General features: G+C 38.6%; 17 protein-coding genes. 15 read left to right on the top strand and 2 right to left on the bottom strand.

Translation table 11 applies throughout. From position 1 onward, the window contains the following. Window positions 1-62: 62 nt before the first annotated feature. The 7 genes from J7Q84_RS08865 (at window position 63) to J7Q84_RS08895 (ending at window position 6,507) form a co-directional block, all read left to right on the top strand. A complete protein-coding gene (locus tag J7Q84_RS08865; RefSeq protein ID WP_209094159.1) occupies window positions 63-710 on the top strand; it encodes an N-acetylmuramoyl-L-alanine amidase family protein in 648 nt (215 codons plus the stop codon). A 280-nt stretch (window positions 711-990) separates the two neighbouring features. Then, window positions 991-2,175: a phosphopentomutase gene (gene deoB / locus J7Q84_RS08870; protein ID WP_209094160.1), complete on the top strand. Its 1,185-nt coding sequence runs from the start codon at window positions 991-993 to the stop codon at window positions 2,173-2,175. 13 nt (window positions 2,176-2,188) lie between these two features. Beyond that, window positions 2,189-3,016: a purine-nucleoside phosphorylase gene (locus J7Q84_RS08875; RefSeq protein WP_209094161.1), complete on the top strand. Its 828-nt coding sequence runs from the start codon at window positions 2,189-2,191 to the stop codon at window positions 3,014-3,016. 12 nt (window positions 3,017-3,028) lie between these two features. Continuing rightward, entirely contained in the window at window positions 3,029-4,333 is a 1,305-nt protein-coding gene (locus J7Q84_RS08880) for a pyrimidine-nucleoside phosphorylase (protein ID WP_209094162.1), read from the top strand. 162 nt (window positions 4,334-4,495) lie between these two features. After that, the gene (corA, locus tag J7Q84_RS08885) at window positions 4,496-5,446 is read left to right on the top strand and encodes a magnesium/cobalt transporter CorA (protein WP_209094163.1); all 951 of its coding nucleotides are present in this window, start codon (window positions 4,496-4,498) and stop codon (window positions 5,444-5,446) included. A gap of 233 nt (window positions 5,447-5,679) precedes the next feature. Continuing rightward, window positions 5,680-5,916, top strand: coding sequence for an acyltransferase family protein (locus J7Q84_RS08890; RefSeq protein ID WP_209094164.1), 237 nt, complete (start codon window positions 5,680-5,682; stop codon window positions 5,914-5,916). 63 nt (window positions 5,917-5,979) lie between these two features. Next, window positions 5,980-6,507, top strand: coding sequence for a hypothetical protein (locus tag J7Q84_RS08895; RefSeq protein WP_209094165.1), 528 nt, complete (start codon window positions 5,980-5,982; stop codon window positions 6,505-6,507). A gap of 37 nt (window positions 6,508-6,544) precedes the next feature. Here J7Q84_RS08895 and J7Q84_RS08900 read toward each other — a convergent pair whose 3' ends face one another. Both J7Q84_RS08900 and J7Q84_RS08905 read right to left on the bottom strand, forming a co-directional pair. Beyond that, on the bottom strand, window positions 6,545-7,834 hold the full coding sequence (locus tag J7Q84_RS08900; protein WP_209094166.1) for an NCS2 family permease: 1,290 nt from the start codon (window positions 7,832-7,834) through the stop codon (window positions 6,545-6,547). Window positions 7,835-8,151: 317 nt separating this feature from the next. Next, on the bottom strand, window positions 8,152-8,823 hold the full coding sequence (locus tag J7Q84_RS08905) for an SIMPL domain-containing protein (RefSeq protein WP_209094167.1): 672 nt from the start codon (window positions 8,821-8,823) through the stop codon (window positions 8,152-8,154). A gap of 399 nt (window positions 8,824-9,222) precedes the next feature. Here J7Q84_RS08905 and J7Q84_RS08910 point away from each other — a divergent pair, with 399 nt between their 5' ends. The 8 genes from J7Q84_RS08910 to J7Q84_RS08945 all read left to right on the top strand — a co-directional run bounded on the left by J7Q84_RS08910 (window position 9,223) and on the right by J7Q84_RS08945 (window position 15,436). After that, window positions 9,223-9,651: a MarR family winged helix-turn-helix transcriptional regulator gene (locus J7Q84_RS08910; protein ID WP_348519839.1), complete on the top strand. Its 429-nt coding sequence runs from the start codon at window positions 9,223-9,225 to the stop codon at window positions 9,649-9,651. Window positions 9,652-9,845: 194 nt separating this feature from the next. Then, on the top strand, window positions 9,846-10,406 hold the full coding sequence (locus J7Q84_RS08915) for a hypothetical protein (protein ID WP_209094168.1): 561 nt from the start codon (window positions 9,846-9,848) through the stop codon (window positions 10,404-10,406). Window positions 10,407-10,618: 212 nt separating this feature from the next. Continuing rightward, window positions 10,619-11,809 (top strand): D-alanyl-D-alanine carboxypeptidase family protein, encoded by a 1,191-nt coding sequence (locus J7Q84_RS08920; protein ID WP_209094169.1) that lies wholly within the window; start codon window positions 10,619-10,621, stop codon window positions 11,807-11,809. 196 nt (window positions 11,810-12,005) lie between these two features. Then, a complete protein-coding gene (spoIIAA, locus tag J7Q84_RS08925; protein WP_209094170.1) occupies window positions 12,006-12,356 on the top strand; it encodes an anti-sigma F factor antagonist in 351 nt (116 codons plus the stop codon). Further along, window positions 12,357-12,797, top strand: a complete 441-nt coding sequence (gene spoIIAB / locus J7Q84_RS08930; RefSeq protein ID WP_209094171.1) for an anti-sigma F factor — start codon at window positions 12,357-12,359, stop codon at window positions 12,795-12,797. A 12-nt stretch (window positions 12,798-12,809) separates the two neighbouring features. Next, window positions 12,810-13,568 (top strand): RNA polymerase sporulation sigma factor SigF, encoded by a 759-nt coding sequence (sigF, locus tag J7Q84_RS08935; protein ID WP_209094172.1) that lies wholly within the window; start codon window positions 12,810-12,812, stop codon window positions 13,566-13,568. A gap of 258 nt (window positions 13,569-13,826) precedes the next feature. Then, window positions 13,827-15,335, top strand: a complete 1,509-nt coding sequence (locus J7Q84_RS08940; protein ID WP_209094173.1) for a sodium-dependent transporter — start codon at window positions 13,827-13,829, stop codon at window positions 15,333-15,335. Next, on the top strand, window positions 15,335-15,436 hold the full coding sequence (locus tag J7Q84_RS08945) for a methionine/alanine import family NSS transporter small subunit (protein WP_209094174.1): 102 nt from the start codon (window positions 15,335-15,337) through the stop codon (window positions 15,434-15,436). The genes J7Q84_RS08940 and J7Q84_RS08945 overlap by 1 nt, the downstream gene beginning before the upstream one ends. Window positions 15,437-15,580: the final 144 nt, after the last annotated feature.

Raw genomic sequence — 15,580 nt, forward strand, 5'->3', positions numbered from 1 at the left:
GAAGGTTTTTTCTTTTGCCTATAGAATATTGTAAAGGAGATTGATGTCAAAAGGAGACGTAGATGAAACGAACGATTATTATTATTGCAGGAATACTTTTCCTGCTTGCTGTTGCTTTTTATTTTGGCTATGTGAAAATGAAAAAGCATACCGATGAGACAGTTGTGGTTCTTGATCCAGGGCACGGGGGGAAATATCCGGGATTTTCTAATAAAACAATTGTAGAAAAAGAAGTGGTATGGGGTGTATCACAGTATCTCAAAGAAGAACTAGAGAAAAAAGGATATAAAGTATATGTAACGAGAGATGGAGATACAGAGTGCAGCAAAAAAGGCTATGAAGAGGATTTGACATGCCGGCCTAAGTTTGCTCGAAAAATGGGAGCGGATTTGTTTGTTAGCATTCATGCGAATGCATTTGTAAAAAATTCAGAAGTGCGAGGAATCGAAACATTTTATTTTACTCCTTTTCAGGATAAGGAAGCAGCGCATGCGATCGCCCGCTCATTATCTAAAGAAACGGGAATGCCGATTCGATTTACGAAATTCGCCAATTATCGTGTACTGCGGGAATCCATTGTACCAAGTACTCTTATTGAAATTGGTTATTTAACGAACGAAGAAGATGCAAAGTTGCTGCAGATAGATGAGTTTAAACGAAAAACCGCCATTGGCATTGCAAAGGGAATTGAAGTATTTTTACATAAATAATGGTCAACAGTTCAGCCGTAGTGAGCTTGTCAAAGGATTGTTTTATAGAACAACAGAGGGTGCCTGTATTTTTTCACAAGCCTCTTCATAGTTTGTGGAAAAATGCAGGTTAGTATATTATGATAGAGGAGAAGAAAAGAGTTCTATGTGGCTTCTTATACTAAAAATGCAGGCTAACACCATTTTATAAAGTCTGACATCTGACTTTATAAAATGGCAACTTTTTGTATTTTTTTAGGACATACTATTTTAGTAATGGAATAAAGTAGGAGGGACAGTTGTGAGCCAGAAATATAAACGTATTTTTTTAATCGTGATGGATTCTGTTGGAATCGGGGAAGCACCTGACGCCGAGAAGTATGGGGATATAGGTGCTGATACGCTTGGACATATTGCAGATCACATGAAGGGATTACATATGCCTAATATGGCAAAGCTTGGTCTTGGAAATATCCGTGAAATGAACGGCATTTCCAAGGTAGATCAACCGCTTGGTTATTATACAAAAATGCAAGAAAAATCAGCCGGAAAGGATACGATGACAGGTCATTGGGAAATAATGGGGTTGTATATTGATACACCGTTTCAAGTATTCCCTGAAGGATTTCCGAAAGAATTAATTGATGAAATCGAAAGTCGCACAGGTCGCAAAGTAATTGGGAACAAACCAGCATCTGGAACGGGTATTCTTGATGAATTGGGAAAAGAACATATGGAAACAGGGGCGTTGATTGTATACACTTCTGCAGATTCTGTACTGCAAATTGCTGCTCATGAAGAAATAGTTCCTCTTGAAGAATTGTATGATATTTGTAAAATATGCAGGGAATTGACTTTAGATGAAAAGTATATGGTTGGCCGCGTGATTGCGCGTCCATTTGTCGGAGAGCCGGGTAATTTCCAGCGTACGCCAAACCGTCATGATTATGCGTTGAAACCATTCGGCCGGACGGTTATGAATGAATTACAGGATGGAGATTTTGATGTCATTGCCATTGGAAAAATATCCGATATTTATGATGAAGAGGGTGTCACAAAGTCCCTTCGTACCAAATCTAATATGGATGGAATGGATAAGATGGCTGATACAGCAGATATGGACTTTACAGGTATTAGCTTTGTAAACTTGGTTGATTTTGATGCATTATTCGGTCATCGCCGTGACCCGCAGGGCTATGGAGAAGCCTTAGAAGAATATGATGCCCGTTTGCCTGAAGTAATGGAAAAGTTAAAGGATGATGATTTGCTTATTATTACAGCAGATCATGGAAATGACCCAATTCATCATGGTACGGATCATACACGCGAGTATGTACCGCTATTGGCATACAGTCCAAGTATGAGAAATGGCGGAAAAGAATTACCGCTTCGTCAAACATTTGCTGATATAGGTGCTACTGTTGCTGAAAATTTCGGCGTAAAGATGCCAGATTACGGCAAAAGCTTTTTAAACGAGCTAGAGTAAGGAGGAATTGAAAGTGGATAAACAGTTAATTGAAAAAGCAGCTTCTTATTTAAAAGGAAAATTTGATCGGACGCCTGAAGTCGGTTTAATTTTAGGATCAGGACTTGGTGTACTGGCTGATGAAATTGAGAATCCAGTGAAAGTACCATACAATGAAATTCCTGAGTTTCCAGTATCTACGGTTGAAGGTCATGCAGGACAATTGGTGTTTGGAACATTGCAAGGTGTAACGGTAATGGCTATGCAAGGGCGCTTTCATTACTATGAAGGGTATGCTATGCAAAAAGTAACCTTCCCTGTTCGTGTTATGAAAGCATTGGGGGTAGAGAAGCTGGTTGTAACAAATGCAGCTGGCGGAGTGAACACTTCCTTTGAAACTGGGGACTTAATGTTAATTTCTGATCATATTAATTTTATGAGTGCCAATCCGTTAATTGGACCGAATGATTCAGAGCTTGGTTTCCGCTTTCCAGATATGTCAGAAGCATATTGTAAAAATCTTCGTCAGCAAGCAAGAAAGGTTGCAGAAGGCTTAAATTTAAAAGTGCAAGAAGGCGTCTATCTTGCAATGTCTGGTCCTACATATGAAACTCCTGCTGAAATCCGCATGGCTCGTACGCTTGGAGCAGATGCGGTAGGTATGTCTACAGTTCCAGAGGTTATTGTAGCTCGTCACGCTGGGATGAAGGTGCTTGGTATCTCTTGTATTACGAACATGGCTGCAGGCATTTTAGATCAGCCGTTAAATCATGAAGAGGTAATAGAGACGACGGAACGCGTTAAAGTCAACTTTTTATCGTTAGTAAAAGGCATAATAAGCGAAATGAAAAGTGTGAAGTAAGGGGGATTTCAGATGAGAATGGTAGATTTAATTGCCAAAAAGCGTGACGGACATGCATTGACAACAGAGGAAATTCAATTCATCATTACAGGCTATACGAACGGAGAAATACCGGATTATCAAATGAGTTCATTTGCCATGGCTGTTTTTTTCAAGGATATGAATGATCAAGAACGTGCAGACTTAACGATGGCCATGGTCAACAGTGGCGATACCATTGATTTATCTGCAATTGAAGGAATAAAAGTGGATAAGCACTCCACTGGCGGTGTCGGAGATACGACTACTTTGGTGTTGGGTCCATTAGTAGCTGCACTTGATGTGCCCGTAGCAAAAATGTCCGGACGGGGATTAGGCCATACAGGGGGGACCATTGATAAATTAGAAGCAGTTGAGGGTTTTCATGTTGAAATTGAAAATCAGCAATTTATCGATCTTGTAAACAAAAATAAAATTGCTGTTATTGGACAAAGTGGAAACTTGACACCAGCTGATAAAAAGTTGTATGCCCTTCGTGATGTTACTGCAACAGTGGATTCCATTCCATTGATTGCAAGCTCTATTATGAGTAAAAAAATTGCCGCTGGCGCTGATGCGATTGTTTTGGATGTAAAAACAGGAGCAGGTGCGTTCATGAAAACGACAGAAGATGCTAGAGCGCTTGCACAAGCAATGGTACGCATCGGAAACAATGTTGGACGGAAAACGATGGCTGTTATTTCTGATATGAGTCAACCGCTTGGATTTGCAATCGGAAATGCACTGGAAGTGAAAGAAGCAATTGATACATTGCAGGGAAAAGGTCCGAAAGATTTAGAGGAGCTATGCTTAGTACTGGGGAGCAAGATGGTGTATTTAGCAGGACAAGCGTCTTCATTGGATGACGCACGTCAAAAGCTTATCGAGGTTATGAACAATGGTAAAGCGCTTGAGAAGTTTAAAGTATTTTTGGAAGCGCAAGGCGGAGACGGCTCTGTTGTAAATAATCCAGAAAAGCTGCCAGCTGCAAAGTATATTATAGAGGTTGAAGCGAAGGAAGATGGGTATGTGTCTGAAATTATAGCGGATGAAATAGGTACAGCAGCCATGTTGTTAGGAGCTGGGCGCGCTACAAAAGAATCAGAGATTGACTTAGCAGTAGGATTACTCCTTCGCAAGAAAATTGGTGATGCTGTGAAAAAGGGTGATTCATTAGTCACGATGCATGCTAACAGCCAAGATGTTGAAAATGTAAAGAATAAGATTTATGAAAACATCAAAATTTCTAAAAATCATGTTGAAGCACCACCGTTAGTGCACGATACGGTAACAGAATAAATATACAAAGCTCCTTGCACTTGATGTAAGGGGCTTTTTTTACTCTATGGTGACAATGCGCATGCTTTACAGGTGTGCTTTTTTACGAAAAGAGAAGAAAACATTTTTGGTATCAATCTTTTTGTATGAAGTCTATACTAAGAAAAAAGGGAGGAGGCACGTATGATTCGGATTTGCGGGATAAGAAAAGATAAAACAGTGCTGTATAATTTATGTTTAGAAGATGTGGAGCGTGAAGATATAGAATGGTACTGGGTCGATTTGGCCTCACCGACGGAAGAAGAGTATACATATGTGTTAAAAGAATATTTTCAGTTTCACCCTTTAACGATTGAAGATTGCTTGGAATACGTACAGCGGCCTAAGGTAGATTTTTATAATGGATATCATTTTTTAGTACTCCATTCTATTGACGGAGAAGAGATGGAGCCGCATGAAGTTGATTTGTTTATAGGAGAGCGCTTTGTCGTTTCGTTTCATTTTCATGAAAACAAAGGAATTGAACGAACGTGGGAGAGAATTGAGGAACGAGACCGTATTAAGATTAGTCCTTTGCATTTGGCTCATATGCTTATAGATCAAATAGTGGATGACTATTTTCCCCCTGTATATTATTTAGAGGATCGATTAAATGATATTGATGATAATTTAACGAGAGATTCGGAAAGCAGCGTGCTAGAAGAGGTATTTGATATTAGGTATGATTTGTCGAAGTTGCGTCGCACGATAATTCCAATGCGGGACTTGCTTTATCGCATATTGAATTCTACTCGCTTTCAGGGCAGTAATGATCATGAACTATATTTTAAGGATATTTATGACCATTTACTGAAGCTGACTGAAATGATTGAAGCAAGCCGAGATTTGACAGCTGACATTCGTGATAGTTACTTCTCATTGAATTCCGATTATATGAACAGTATTATGAAAACCTTAACAGTGTTTTCGACTATTTTTATGCCGCTTACATTTATTGCAGGAGTATACGGTATGAACTTTCAGCATATGCCAGAGCTCTACTGGCGATATGGATATTTTGCAGCGTTGTTTATAATGGCAGGAATCTCTTTATTTATGATTCTTTGGTTTAAAAAGAAAGGCTGGTTCAAGTGACCTGCCAACATGCAGCATCGTAGTTGCTTCTCGAAAAATGAGCACTGAAATTTTCCTGTGCTCATTTTTGAAATAGTAAGTTTATTTTCAAATTCGATACATCTATTACAAGAACCATTACAATGTTGCATGACAATTAAATGGCATTAACCACCTTGTGAAACTGTAGAGAGAGTACCTCGTATCCTTATAGAATGGTAATCACGTAGAAATATTCTAAATGAGGTGAGAGGATGGCACAGAGGAAACGAGAGGTGTGGCTCGACGCAGCAAAAGGATTTTGTATGATCCTGGTTGTTCTAGGTCATGCATATGAAACAAGTGAAATTACTACGTGTATTTATTGGTTTCATATGCCGGCATTTTTCCTGTTCAGCGGTTATGTGTTTAATATAAAGGAGTGGAATGAGCTTGGAGATTTGATTAAGCAACGTGTTCAGCAACTGCTCATGCAGAAGCCTATTTTGTAACCGGACTGGCAGGCATGGAGCCCTCATTTACATATTAGAGTACCCTGGAATGCGGATGTAGCTATGCTCACAATCTTTTATTTTAGTATCGGTTATTTTACAAAGCCGCTTTTAAAGAAAATTCCTCTATGGATTACAACGGTGTGTACGATACTGACACTACTATGTATTACGCTGCAACAAATGGAATTATTAGACTATCATTTAAGCTTAAAGTTTTTGCGTTACAAAAATCCTTTATTAGATATAATCATTCCGCTTACGATGACTATAGTATGTTGCGGTCTTTTCCAAAAGGTTTCTTTTACGAGGCTGACTGCTCCGTTAAGCTTTATTAATAGCAAAAGCATGTCAATTATGTATATGCATATCGGAGTGAACAAGCTGTTTCTTCAGTATGTCAATTATGGAAATACCTTGTACACTATTTTGGGCGTTACAGTTCCATTAGTAATGGTTGTTCTTGTATTTTATAATATAGAAAAAATTCAGCAGTGGGCTACCAATGCAGGAACCTACGGTTATTTCTGGGATATGCGGCAACGTATGTACTTGTATCAAAAGTCAACGGATAAATATAGCAATATATAAAAAAAGCTTCCTTTACTCTAAAGGAAACTTTTATATATTAACCCAACGCATGCAGCACAAATGTAAGGAAAAAGAGGCTTGCAATTACATATAATGGTTTGCCAACTTCATTTCGCTTTCCTAAAGCAAGCTTTAAAATTGGATAAGCGATAAAGCCGAAGGCAATTCCATCTGCGATGCTGTATGTTAGCGGAATCATTACAATAATAAGAAACGCCGGAAATCCTTCTGAAAAATCCTGCAGATTGATGTTTTGGATATTTTGGATCATCAAACCGCCGATAATAATTAGAATAGGTGCAATTGCACTATCAGGAATCAGCTTAACAAACGGAATACAGAAGAGAGAAAGTAAAAAGAGCATGCCAGTCACTAAAGAAGTTAAGCCTGTCTTTCCTCCTGCTGCAATGCCTGCTGCGCTTTCTACTGTGGAAACCGTTGGACTTGTACCGAACAAGCCGGAAGCTGCGACAGACAAAGCGTTCGCTTGAAATGATCGTGAAAATTTTTCAGGACGTTCGAGCATCCCATGAAGCAAGCCCATATTTTCAAACACAAGCACCATCGTCAGTGAAAAGGTTGCAATTAAAAATGGAACAGACAGTAATTTGTCAAATGACATAGCACCAAACAAAACACCGTAATCTTGGAAAGAAAAATTCGTATCTTGCAAGGTGTCTAAGCTAACAAGGCCAAACAGCGATGCAATGCCAGTTCCAGCAAAAACAGTAAGCAAAAAGCTTCCTTTCACATTTCGGATAAATAAAAACAGTGCCAGTACCAGGGTTGATAATGTAGCCAGTACTTGAGGATCGCTCAACTTTCCTAATGCAACAAAGGTACTGCTGTTACCAACAACTATGCCGCCTTTTTGCAATCCAATAAACGCTAAAAACACACCTATCCCAACCGTGATAGCTTCTTTTAAAGTCTTAGGAATGGTTTGTGTTAACAGGGCCGCTAAACGGGTAAATGCCGTTAGCATGAAGATAAGGCCGGATAAAAATACAGCTGCAAGAGCTTCCTGCCAGGATAACCCCATCGATTGAACAATTGTGTACGTGAAGAAGGCATTAACGCCCATACCAGGCACTAAAATAATTGGGGCATTCGCCCAAATAGCCATTATCATACAGCCGACAACAGAGGTTAGTACTGTTGCGAGAATTGCGGCTTCTACCGGAATACCGGCATCAGATAAAATAGCTCCGTTGACAACCATGATGTAAACAATGGTAAAAAATGATGTCAATCCTGCGGTAATTTCTTGCTTTACTGTTGTACTATGACCTGTTAAATCAAATCTCTTTTCTAACAATCCTTTCATAATTAAATTCCTACTTTGCAGGTATCCCTCGCCCACCCATGACAAATAGTCACGATGCCAATTATAGCATATATAAAAGTAAGAGGACAGACCTTTTGTGTGTGTCGATTAAATATAGGAAGTGCTTGAACTTAAGAAAAAGCGCAATAAAAAAGCAAGGATGTGTTCTTTATCTTGCATTACCATGAACTTCAATTATCTATGCCAGACTGTGCGAAAAGTAAGAAGGATAAGTGGAGGAAGAAAACGACCCCACTGATTGATGTTTCATCTTGTTACAAGGAGAGTGCTCTTCTTATACAGAGGAGCACCCTTGTTTACATATACTGAAACACAGCACGTATAGTTGCTGAAACGTCTAAATCCCCGGTTTGAATCGGAGTCGCTGACTCTGTTGACATGCTCGAAAAGGCAGCTACGTATTCACGCTGCACATTCGTTTGTTCTTCTTTGATGTTCGCTGGTACAGGGTTGATGGAGACTCCTAATGCCCCTGCAATCACTTTAGCTTTTTCTTGAGCATTTTTAACAGCGAGGGTCAATGCTTCATTTTCATAAGAAGAAGGATTAGATACTTTAAACACAAGGCTTCTGGCTATATTTGCCCCGTTTTGCACTGCTTCATCATATACTTGCCCTGCTTGCTGAACATTTAACACTGTTACCTCGAGCATATGCTCTACTCGATACCCTCTAGACTGCGGCTTCCCGTCAACATATTCGTATTGAGGAGACATGGTATAGGATGTGGTTTCAATATTTTTTTCATCAATTCCAAGTGCTTTTAGCGCAGCAATGACACTGTTAGTGCGCAGAGCATTTTCTTGCTGTGCAGCTTTTACATTTTCATTTTCTGTTATTACTCCCAGTGTAAGTACAACAATATCAGGTTTTGCCTTTACCATTCCATGGCCATCCACAGTTACAGTTTGGGGATTGCCTGCTCGCTCTTGAGAATAATAATAGGGAGAATTTGTTCCATAATGCATGTTTTTTCACCTTCTTTTCCTTGATCAAACTAAAATATAGGAGCACCCCCTTTATTTCGGATTAATGTGGCTATTGCCTTCTGCTAAGAAAAGTTTCATTACATATATATGAATGAGGAAGACAAAATCATGTATTCAATTAGAGGAGGCCAACTATTTTTCTTGTAACTGAAGATATAAAGAATTTTAGAAGAATAGCAAAATGTATTCGAAATTAACAGGTGTAAAATAAAAATTCATTAAATATACTCTTTAATTACAAGCAAAAATTCAATTTTGACAAGACAAGTGTAAATAATGAAAATATAATAAAATGTATGCAAAATCATATAATATGCAGTATAATTATTTTAATTATTGAAAATAATAATTCGAATATTAAGAAAAGGGTAGAGGACAGTGAGAGAAGAACGAGAAGAACGAGAAGAACTCATATTGGATTTATCTGCAGGATTTCGTCAGTTATTTCGTATGTTTCAAACTGAAGTCAATGAACTTTTTACGAAGTATATGCCTTACAATGAGTTCGTTGTTTTGCGTGTGTTAAAAGCAAAAAGTCCGCAAATGGCTTCTCAAATTGCGTATGAAGTGGACGTTACATCGAGCCATATCACGGCGGTAACTGACCGTCTTGTTAAAAAAGGATATATGACTCGCAAACGCTCTGATTCTGACAGACGTATCGTGTATTTAGAAATCACAGAACAAGGAAGAGAAGTAGCGGGTAAGCTCGAAGAATTACGTTTACAGTATTATAAAGAAAAATTTGCTCATTTAAGTGAAGAAGAAATGAAAATAATGATCACGTTGTGTCAAAGTATACAATAAAAGCGGGAAGTGTTTTCTCGCTTTTTTGTTTGTGTGTGATTAGTGAGGTTGCTGCCTCAAGATGATGTAAAACAAGAAATGCTAGCATTAGGTAAAAGATTCGTTGCAAATTTAGTAGGTCTATTTTATTTTAGTATAATTTCTCCTTTGTTTTTCCATACTTTTCTAATAAGGGATGAACAAGGAGTGAAATTATGAAGCGTATCATACTTTTCATGATGATGGTGTTGCTTTTCTGTAGTGGAAAAGTTCAGGCAGAAGAAGGAATGCAACCAGAGCAATTGGTCAGAAAGGAAGTAGAATGCTTGGCGACAGGTGATGTTGTGAAGTATTCTAGACTATGGACGAGAGGGATGGAAAACGAAATCTTCCTCTTTCACGGCTCTCGTATAAAAGGGTATCCTACGATTTTTAATATAGAAGAGGCTGCACTTAAAAATGTAAAAGAGCTCCCGATTTCTGTTTCCCATCATTATCTTCCACATTTGTCAAAGTATCTTTCTTATTTTGGGAATGATGGTGTTAAAACGCTTTATATTGCTGTGGAGTATAAGGTGAAGAAGGAAAATCCGTATCAACTGAATGGAATAAATTATTTCCTCCAAGTGCTTGTCAAAGAGAACGGAAGCTGGCATATAGCCGAAAGCGGAATTGCACCAACAGATCAATTGTTTGCAAGTGGACATGGCTTTCAAACAAAAGATGAAAAGCAATATATGAAGCGAAGGAAAGAGCTACGGAAAAAAACTCCTTGAAAATCAAGGAGTTTTTATTTTGATTTCGAGAAGCAAGCGTGTTTGTATGACAATAATCTCGTCTAGGGCATGGATTACAGGTAGAATCCCAATTATGTGCGAAATGTGGTTCTGCACCTAAACAAGCCAGTTTCGCTTTTATTAGCAATAATTGGTATAAAAACGAGAAAAATGGAAAAAATAGGTTTGATACTGAATGGAGGGTTATGGAGATGAAACGATTAGTTGGAATACTAGTATGTATGACGCTGATTTTCCCTCTTGCTTCCGTAAGCTTCGCTCAATCAGAAGCGAAGCCGAAAGCTAAGACGCAGGAAAGTAAGTTGAACCTGGTGGATAAGGCTTCTTCAGCGGTTTTGCTTGAGCAAGATACAGGAAAAGTATTGTATGAAAAAAACAGCAATGAAAAACTGCCACCGGCAAGCATGACGAAAATCATGACGATGCTTTTAATCATGGAAGAGATTAATAAAGGAAAGCTGACCTTAAAAGACAAGATTCGTACCAGTGAATATGCAGCTTCCATGGGGGGCTCTCAAATTTTTTTGGAGCCAGGTGAAGAGATGACCGTCGATGAGATGTTAAAAGGCATTGCGATTGCGTCTGGAAATGATGCATCTGTCGCCATGGCAGAACACATCGCGGGCTCAGAGGAAGCGTTTGTAGAGATGATGAACAAAAAGGCAAAGAGTTTAGGCTTGAAAAATACAAATTTCCAAAATCCGACCGGTTTGCCTGCTGAAAATCATTATTCTACTGCGTATGATATGGCAGTAATGGCGAAGGAGCTTATGAAGTATTCGCTGATTCGTCAATATACAGGAAAATATGAAGACTATTTGCGCCAAAATACAGAGAAGAAATTTTGGCTTGTGAATACAAATAAACTTGTTCGTTTCTATCCGGGTGTGGATGGAGTAAAAACAGGCTTTACAGGAGAGGCAAGATATTGTTTAACGGCTTCTGCGATGAAAAATGGGATGCGTGTCATCGCGGTCGTAATGGGTGCGCCTACATCAAAAGAGCGTAACGCTCAGGTAACAAAGCTTCTTGATTATGCGTACGCTCATTACACAACAAAACAAATGTACAAGAAGGACCAGCCGATTGCAGCTATTAAAGTGAATCGCGGGAGTGAAAAGAAGGTCAGCTTAGTAGCTGCTGAGAATGTATCTGTTTTATCTAAAAAAGGCGAGAGTATTGCAAAAGTGAAAAAGCAAGTCATCATGGAAAAAAGTGTTAAGGCTCCTATAAAAAAAGGAGATGCACTTGGAACGTTGGTGCTAAAAAATGGTGATGAAGTAATTTCCAAAACTATGCTAGTGGCAAGTGCTGATATTGACGAAGCGAGTTGGTGGGAATTATTTAAGCGTACAATCAGCATTTTTTCTAAATCTGAATAAAGAGAAGCTTCTATGAACGGGGTATGCTCTGTATCTGTGCAGAATGAAGGTTAAGCGGCATATGGCTTTACCTTTTCTTGCATTTTCTAGCGAAAAAACACTTCTTTTGTCAGTGAGAAGGATTCTTCTGTCAGTATAGAGAAAGACATTGTATACTTTCCGCGCACTTTCGCGCTGACAAGAGGAGGAAGTACAAGTGAGTCTTTCCATTAATCTCGAAGTGAAACAAAGTGTTCTATGTATTCGATTGGCAGGGGAGCTTGATCACCATACGGCGGAAAAGCTTCGTAGAGAAGTCACGGACAAGATTGAAAAAGAAGCAATCAATCATATTGTGTTGAATTTAGAAAAGCTTAGCTTTATGGACAGTTCTGGGTTAGGTGTCATCTTAGGGCGATATAAGCATATTAAAAGCTTGGGCGGCGAAATGGTTGTTTGTGCGATTTCCCCGGCGGTAAAACGTTTGTTTGAAATGTCCGGTTTGTTTAAAATCATACGTTTGGAGCCAAATGAAGAAAATGCGCTGCAAACATTGGGGGTGGCGTAAATGAGAAATGAGATGCATCTTCAATTTTCAGCGCTAAGCCAAAATGAGTCATTTGCCCGCGTTACAGTCGCTGCCTTTATTGCACAGCTGGATCCAACGATGGACGAACTGACAGAAATTAAAACGGTCATTTCTGAAGCTGTTACTAATGCTATTATTCACGGATATGATAACAATCCGCAAGGGATTGTGTATATTACTGCTGTTCTTGAAGATGGAATGGTGAAATTGACTATTCGCGATGAAGGTATCGGTATCGGGAATTTGGAAGAAGCAAGACAGCCATTATTCACTACAAAACCTGAATTAGAGCGTTCAGGAATGGGATTTACAATCATGGAAAATTTCATGGATGAAGTCGAAGTAATCTCTACAGAAGAGTACGGTACAACTATCCATCTTACAAAATTTCTTTCAAAAAGTAACGCTCTATGCAATTAAGGAGAATTGCCTATGGAGATCGAGGTCAGAAACGAAAATCAAAAAGTGCAGTTAAAGGATCATGAACTGAAGGAATTGATTAAACGGAGTCAAGATGGAGATCAAGAGGCAAGGGATACAATTGTACAAAATAATATGAGGCTAGTTTGGTCTGTTGTGCAGCGTTTTATTAACCGTGGCTATGAACCTGAGGATTTGTTTCAAATAGGCTGCATCGGGCTATTGAAGTCAGTAGATAAATTTGATTTATCATTTGATGTTAAATTCTCTACGTATGCTGTCCCTATGATTATAGGGGAAATCCAACGCTTTCTTCGAGATGACGGAACCGTGAAAGTGAGCCGATCTTTGAAGGAAACGGGGAATAAAATCCGAAAGGCAAAGGACGAGTTGGCGAAATCATTCGGACGCATTCCTACTATTAATGAAGTTGCTGAGCATATGGGAATTACTCCTGAAGAAGTGGTGCTGGCACAGGAAGCAAGCCGTACTCCAGCTTCTATTCATGAAACCGTGTATGAAAACGATGGAGATCCTATTACAATTTTGGATCAAATTGCGGATCAATCTGAACCGAAATGGTTTGATAAAATTGCTTTAAAAGAAGCGATACGAGAGTTGGATGAGCGGGAACGTCTAATTGTATATCTTAGGTATTATAAAGATCAAACGCAATCTGAGGTTGCAGAAAGACTCGGTATCTCACAAGTTCAAGTGTCGCGCTTAGAAAAGAAAATATTGAAGCAAATCAAAGACCGAATAGGTGAATAACCTATTCGGTCTTATTTTTATTCCGCTTTGGAAGTAAAATCTTCATTGATAAAAAATACATATTATTTCCTTCTTTTTTATCGAAATACAAAAAGTCAATAATCGACATTTTCTACCAAAGTGATAATATACAAATATTATTTTTAAAATATACAGAATAGATTGACAATTAAAAGAAACGTTCGTATAATGCACATAGACAAGTAATTTTAGCGATACATTTTTATGAAATAGTATTGGTAATTTGGAGGGATACCAGTGGAAAATCGACAACAATGGGGAACACGATCAGGATTTATTTTTGCTGCAGTAGGTTCTGCAGTAGGGCTAGGTAATATTTGGCGCTTTCCTTACACAGCGTATGAAAACGGAGGAGGAGCGTTCTTTCTTCCATACTTATTTGCACTTTTAACGACAGGCCTTTCTATACTTGCGCTGGAATTTGCGCTTGGGCATCGTCATCGCGGATCTGCACCACTTACATTCTTTCGTATTCACCGTCGCAGTGAATTTATCGGATGGTGGCAAGTACTTGTAGCATTTACAATTGCGACATATTATTCTTTGATTATTGCCTGGTCCATGTCATATACATATTTCTCTTTTACACAGGCATGGGGGAAAGATACAGAAGGATTTTTATTTAATTCATATCTTCACATCGCTAAAAATCCGGGTGAATTCGGTGGGCTTGTACCTGGGGTATTGCTCCCGTTGGCAATCGTTTGGATTGTAACATTAGGTGTGGCGTTTAAAGGGGTAAAAAAGGGAATTGAGGTTATGAACCGTATTTTCATTCCAGCCTTGATTATAATGTTTTTAATCATTGTTATTCGTGCTATAACACTAGAGGGTGCTACTGAAGGGTTAAATGCATTTTTCCAGCCGCAGTGGGATCGCATTCTTGACGGTAAAGTATGGGTAGCAGCCTATGGTCAAATTTTCTTCAGTTTATCTGTGGCATTCGGCATTATGATTACATATTCCAGCTATTTGCCAAAGAGCTCAGATACAACGAATAATGCATTTATCGCAGGGTTTGCAAATTCAGGATTTGAATTGTTAGCAGGGATTGGTGTATTTGCAGCATTAGGATTTATGGCTCATAATTTACAGGTTCCAGTTGATAAGGTAGCATCTGCGGGTGTCGGTTTGGCGTTTGTAGTGTTTCCGCAAATTATTAATGAGCTTCCATTCTCGTCCTTATTTGGTGTATTGTTCTTCTTATCATTAACATTGGCAGGATTAACGTCTTTAATCTCGATTGTTGAAGTTGTGTTTTCAGCGGTTGCAGAGAAATTTGGTATCAGCCGTAATAAAGCAATTGCTATTACAGGCAGCATAGCTGTTGCTATCTCTCTTGTATACGCAACACGTGGTGGTTTAATGTTCTTAGATGTAGTAGATTACTTTGTAAATAACATTGGCTTAATTGTTCTAGCATTGCTTGAAGTTGCTACGATTGCACTTGTGCTGCGACGGTTAGATGTATATAAAGACCATGCAAACAAAGTATCGGATATGAAACTTGGCATGCTTTGGAAGATAAGTTTGCTTATAATAACTCCAATTATCTTAAGTTATATGATGATTGATAATATACGTCAAAATTTACAAGAAAATTACGGGCAATATCCAACTGAATTTGTTGTCACATACGGATGGGCGCTTTTAGCTGGTATGTTTATTGTAGCTGTGCTCATTAGCTTTAGAAAGTGGGGCAATCAAGAGGTATCTGAAGAGAAAAAAGAGAGAGGTGTATCGTAATGAGCGGTTCCGCAATTGCTATGATGACAGCAGGAATGGTGATTATTTGGGGCGGACTGGTCGTTAGTATTGCGAACCTGTTCCGAAAGAAAAAAGCGTAAAAAAGCTTCTGCATCGATAAGGTGCAGAAGCTTTTTTTTGAGTTGCAATTTAAAGTTTATACGGTTTCATGTAGTTGTAAAAAACTAAGCAGAAGGTTTTTTTATTTGAATTTATTATGATATTTTACAAAAACTTGTATGAGA

The sequence above is a fragment of the Bacillus sp. 165 genome, from assembly GCF_017742235.1.
GTDB lineage: Bacteria > Bacillota > Bacilli > Bacillales > Bacillaceae_G > JAGHKQ01.

Excerpts from the sequence above, each read along its gene's own strand:
- J7Q84_RS08865 (WP_209094159.1), top strand. The coding sequence starts at position 63 with ATGAAACGAACGATTATTATTATTGCAGGAATACTTTTCCTGCTTGCT.
- J7Q84_RS08880 (WP_209094162.1), top strand. The coding sequence starts at position 3,029 with ATGAGAATGGTAGATTTAATTGCCAAAAAGCGTGACGGACATGCATTG.
- corA (WP_209094163.1), top strand. The coding sequence starts at position 4,496 with ATGATTCGGATTTGCGGGATAAGAAAAGATAAAACAGTGCTGTATAAT.
- J7Q84_RS08890 (WP_209094164.1), top strand. The coding sequence starts at position 5,680 with ATGGCACAGAGGAAACGAGAGGTGTGGCTCGACGCAGCAAAAGGATTT.
- J7Q84_RS08895 (WP_209094165.1), top strand. The coding sequence starts at position 5,980 with ATGCTCACAATCTTTTATTTTAGTATCGGTTATTTTACAAAGCCGCTT.
- J7Q84_RS08900 (WP_209094166.1), bottom strand. The coding sequence starts at position 7,834 with ATGAAAGGATTGTTAGAAAAGAGATTTGATTTAACAGGTCATAGTACA.
- J7Q84_RS08905 (WP_209094167.1), bottom strand. The coding sequence starts at position 8,823 with ATGCATTATGGAACAAATTCTCCCTATTATTATTCTCAAGAGCGAGCA.
- J7Q84_RS08915 (WP_209094168.1), top strand. The coding sequence starts at position 9,846 with ATGAAGCGTATCATACTTTTCATGATGATGGTGTTGCTTTTCTGTAGT.
- J7Q84_RS08920 (WP_209094169.1), top strand. The coding sequence starts at position 10,619 with ATGAAACGATTAGTTGGAATACTAGTATGTATGACGCTGATTTTCCCT.
- spoIIAB (WP_209094171.1), top strand. The coding sequence starts at position 12,357 with ATGAGAAATGAGATGCATCTTCAATTTTCAGCGCTAAGCCAAAATGAG.
- sigF (WP_209094172.1), top strand. The coding sequence starts at position 12,810 with ATGGAGATCGAGGTCAGAAACGAAAATCAAAAAGTGCAGTTAAAGGAT.
- J7Q84_RS08945 (WP_209094174.1), top strand. The coding sequence starts at position 15,335 with ATGAGCGGTTCCGCAATTGCTATGATGACAGCAGGAATGGTGATTATT.